Here is a 3,818-nt window from a genome sequence, read left to right as displayed (position 1 = left end):
GTTGGTCGCACCGCAGACGAACGGCACGGTGAACTGCCACTTGTCGATGTGGTTGGCGTAGTCGGACGGGGTCAGGACCTCGGACTCGTCGATGTAGTCGACGCCCAGGCTCTGCAGGATCTGTGCCTCGGCGAAGTGGCCGATACGAGCCTTGGCCATGACCGGGATCGAGACAGCCTCGATGATGCCGTCGATCAGGTCGGGGTCGCTCATACGGGCGACGCCGCCCTGCGCACGAATGTCAGCGGGTACGCGCTCGAGCGCCATCACGGCAACGGCGCCAGCGTCTTCGGCGATCTTGGCCTGCTCAGCGTTGACGACGTCCATGATGACGCCGCCCTTGAGCATTTCGGCCATGCCGCGCTTGACCTTGGAGGTGCCGACTGTTGCTTCGTTGCTCACTGCGAGTCCTTTGGGAAGTACCGGGAAAGTTGTCTCCCAGTCTACTCGTCAGGCGCGCACCCTCTTGCTGAGACCACGACGCGGCACGCGCACCGGCTTCGCCACCTTGAGCAGCTCGTCGAGGCTGGTGAATTTGCGCCGTGGGCGGTCCAGCCCTCCGCGACGTTCTGCGCGGTCAATGGCGCGCCAGTCGCGAAGGTCGACTGAGAGTAGTCCGCGCTTCTCGACTGCAGCGCGAAGCGAATCACGACTCCCCCGCGCCGCGAGAAGTCCTGCGTTGAAGTCGGCGATCAGGCTGCCGACCGTCTCCTGAGAGCACGACTTGTTGGTGCCGATGAAACCTGTGGGCCCACGCTTGATCCAGCCGACGGCGTAGGTGCGTGGAGCTCCGGAGACGCGACCTTCGACGTTCGGGATCACTCGCGCTTCGTCATCGAATGGCACTCCGGGCGCGGCGACACCCCGGTAGCCGATCGACCGGAGAACGAGTGGGGTGTCAATGGTGTCGCGATGACCAGTCGGCACGGCTCGTACCTGGCCGTCGACCTCAACCAGGTCATTGCGGGTGACACACAAGCCGGCCACACGACTGTCGCCGATCAGCTCTAAGGGAGACTCCGCGAATCGGAACACAATCCGCCGGCTGCCAGGCGACGTGGGCCGTACGACCGCGTCGTGGAGAGCTTGGAGCTTGCGATTCGCCATCGGATCCGCGATCGGCTGGTCGAGGTCCGCCCCTTCAACGACGATCTCGATGTCTTCATGCGAGAGAAGTCCGATGAGCTCCGGGAGCGTGAACGCCGCCTGAGCGATTCCCCGGCGCCCCAGGATCACCACCTCTCGCACCGCGCTGTCTCGCAGTGCAGCCAACGCGTGGTCCGAGATGTCAGTCGCGGCGAGGTGTTCGGGGTCGATCGAAAGGATGCGCGCGGCGTCGAGCGCAACATTGCCGTTGCCGATGATGACGGCTCTTTGTCCGCTCAGGTCGAACGTGCGCCGGGCATGGTCGGGATGGCCGTTGTACCAAGCCACGAACTCCGTGGCGCTCTCGCTTCCCGGCAGGTCCTCGCCCGGGATGCCCAGCCGGCGATCCTGCGATGCGCCGGTTGCATAGACGACGGCATGGCAGTGCTCGAGCAGATCCTCGTGGGAGATGTCAGTTCCCACGTCCACGTTCAGCAAGTAGTGAAAGCCGCGCTGATCCTCGATCTGGCGAAAGAGCTTGTCGATCGACTTGGTTTCGACATGATCGGGCGCGACTCCGCTGCGCACCAGCCCGTGCGGTGTCGGCAGTCGGTCGAGCAAGGTCACGTGCACGTCGTCTTGTTTGAGCAGCTCGTCGGCGGCATACATCGCGGCAGGTCCTGCTCCGACGACCGCGACATGCAGCGGACCAGGCTCCTTGCGGATGATCGGCGTGATGGGTGCCTGGATCGGGTACGTACGCGGCTCGGCATGGAACAACGCGTTGATGTCCACAAACGGAAGCTGGTTCGTAGAAACCTTGGTGTCGGGCACGATCGCACCAACCGGGCACGCGCCCACACACGCGCCACAGTCGACGCAGGAAACGGGATCGATGTAGAGCATCTCGGCGAGTCCGAAGTCGGGCTCGTCGGGAGTCGGGTGGATCGCGTTGACCGGACACGCAAACACACACGAGGCGTCAGCGCAGCACGCCTGCGTGACGACATGGGCCACTGAGATTCAGCTTTCGAGGAACGCGACAGGAGGCTCGCTGCGGAATCGCGACGGGCGACCGTCGATCTTGCAGAGTCTCCACATGCGCCTGGAGCTGCGGGTCATCAGCCCCGACTGCTCGGCGAGCATGCGGGCGTCGGCGAACATCTCCTGGAGGCGAACCCGGGACTCAGGCGCCTTCCAGTACAGATCCTTGATGACCTTGCGCGGGATATCGAACTCTTTGCGGAACGCCTTCGGCGGAATCATGATCAGGTCCGCGCCGACTCGCATGATGATCGGGAACAGCAGCGAGACGATGAATTTGTCGATCCGGCTGAGATTCGGGCCGTGGATCTTGATGAACTCGTGGGCGAACGAGATGTGCCGGGCCTCTTCGGCCACGTGGATCTCCATGATCCGCGACATCAGCGGTGGGAGGTCCTTGCCCCCGCGCAGAATGCCCTTCTGTGTGTGATCGATCGGCTCTTCACCTGCAAGGACGCCGATGAAGAAGCTGACCGGGAAGGTCGACGCGGCACCCGGAATCGCCCACGAGATGCGACGCATCAGCCACGGCATACCCGGAGCGTCGACGCCGATGCGGTTGATCGCCTCCTGGAACATCTGGTTGTGGTGGCACTCCTCGGTCGCCTCGTGCATCAGGTAGCGGAATTCTGGCGACTGGTTCTTGAGCTCGAAGCAGTACTGCATGATGCCGCGGATCAGGATGTTCTCGAACTGCACGCCGACCCGCAGGATGTTGGCTTGGCGCCACAGTCCGATTTCGATCTGACGCTCGACGGATTGGGCCTGGTACCACGGGTGAGCGCCGAGAGGATCGACGTTCGCAGGCAGGATCCAGCGCGGATCGCTGCGGTCGATCTGGAAGTCGGGGTGCTCCCACGGAATGTCGATGAAGGCGTCGAAGTGGTGCTCCGTTGACGCGACCGACAGTCCGTGAAGGACCTCTGCGTACTCCCCACGGGTGCGAGTCGCGGAAAGCTCGGTCGGGTTCTCGAGTGTCTGGGTCATCGCTGCTCCTCAGCAATTCGCGTCATACCGTCAGCATGCGCCGTACTCACGGTATGTGTCAACGGCAATGTCACATTCGGCGTGTCGTATAGCCGAGCATTCGCTTCCGACAGCGCAAAGGCCCCGCACCGTATGGTGTGGGGCCTTTGCATAGGTGTGTCAGGCGTTGGTGCGCTTGCGTGCTGCGAACGCGATGCCTGAGGCGGTGACGACTCCGCCACCGACGAGCAGCCACGTCATGTCGAGTCCGCCGTTGTCGGTGTCGGCGGCGAGCTCGACTTCGGCCGGACCGGCGACGAAGAGGTTCTCGCTGCGATCGATCGAGTCAGGCGAACCCTTGGCACTGACGACCTTCTTGGCCTTCTTCTTCTCGACCTCGACGGTTCCGTCAGTGGCCTGCGGCACCGACGCCGGACCGTTGGGCTTTGGCTGCGGCTTGGGCTGCGGCTTCGGGTCCTTGGTGTCGGGCTTGTCGGCCAGCGGGAGGTCGTTGTCGAAGCCGGGGCCCGGGTGCGGTTCGGGCTTGTTCTCGGGGATGCCGATGTCGAAGCCATCGGCCATGGCGGCTGCCGGAGCAACCGTGATGCCAACGAGGACGAGCGGTGCTGCGACGATCAGGTTGCGGATGGTGCGGTTCATGATTTCTCCTGTGGGTTTTGGTGGTGTGTTTTCAGTTGGTCTGTGGTCTTGCTTGTAGGTAG

General features: G+C 63.5%; 3 protein-coding genes and 1 pseudogene. All 4 read right to left on the bottom strand.

The features are described 5' to 3' along the window. Positions 1 to 402, bottom strand: a pseudogene (locus V6M39_RS01850) (pyridoxal 5'-phosphate synthase lyase subunit PdxS); the annotation flags it as partial. Positions 403 to 450: 48 nt separating this feature from the next. After that, a complete protein-coding gene (locus V6M39_RS01845; RefSeq protein ID WP_332641956.1) occupies positions 451 to 2,103 on the bottom strand; it encodes an FAD-dependent oxidoreductase in 1,653 nt (550 codons plus the stop codon). 6 nt (positions 2,104 to 2,109) lie between these two features. Then, positions 2,110 to 3,117 (bottom strand): AurF N-oxygenase family protein, encoded by a 1,008-nt coding sequence (locus V6M39_RS01840; protein WP_332641955.1) that lies wholly within the window; start codon positions 3,115 to 3,117, stop codon positions 2,110 to 2,112. Positions 3,118 to 3,276: 159 nt separating this feature from the next. Continuing rightward, entirely contained in the window at positions 3,277 to 3,756 is a 480-nt protein-coding gene (locus V6M39_RS01835) for a hypothetical protein (RefSeq protein WP_332641954.1), read from the bottom strand. Between the last annotated feature and the right edge of the window lie 62 nt (positions 3,757 to 3,818).

Origin of the sequence: Aeromicrobium sp. (assembly GCF_036675695.1) — a bacterium.
Classification (GTDB): Bacteria; Actinomycetota; Actinomycetes; order Propionibacteriales; family Nocardioidaceae; genus Aeromicrobium.
Note: the sequence above shows the minus strand (reverse complement) of the source record. Positions and strands in the feature narration are given on the sequence as shown.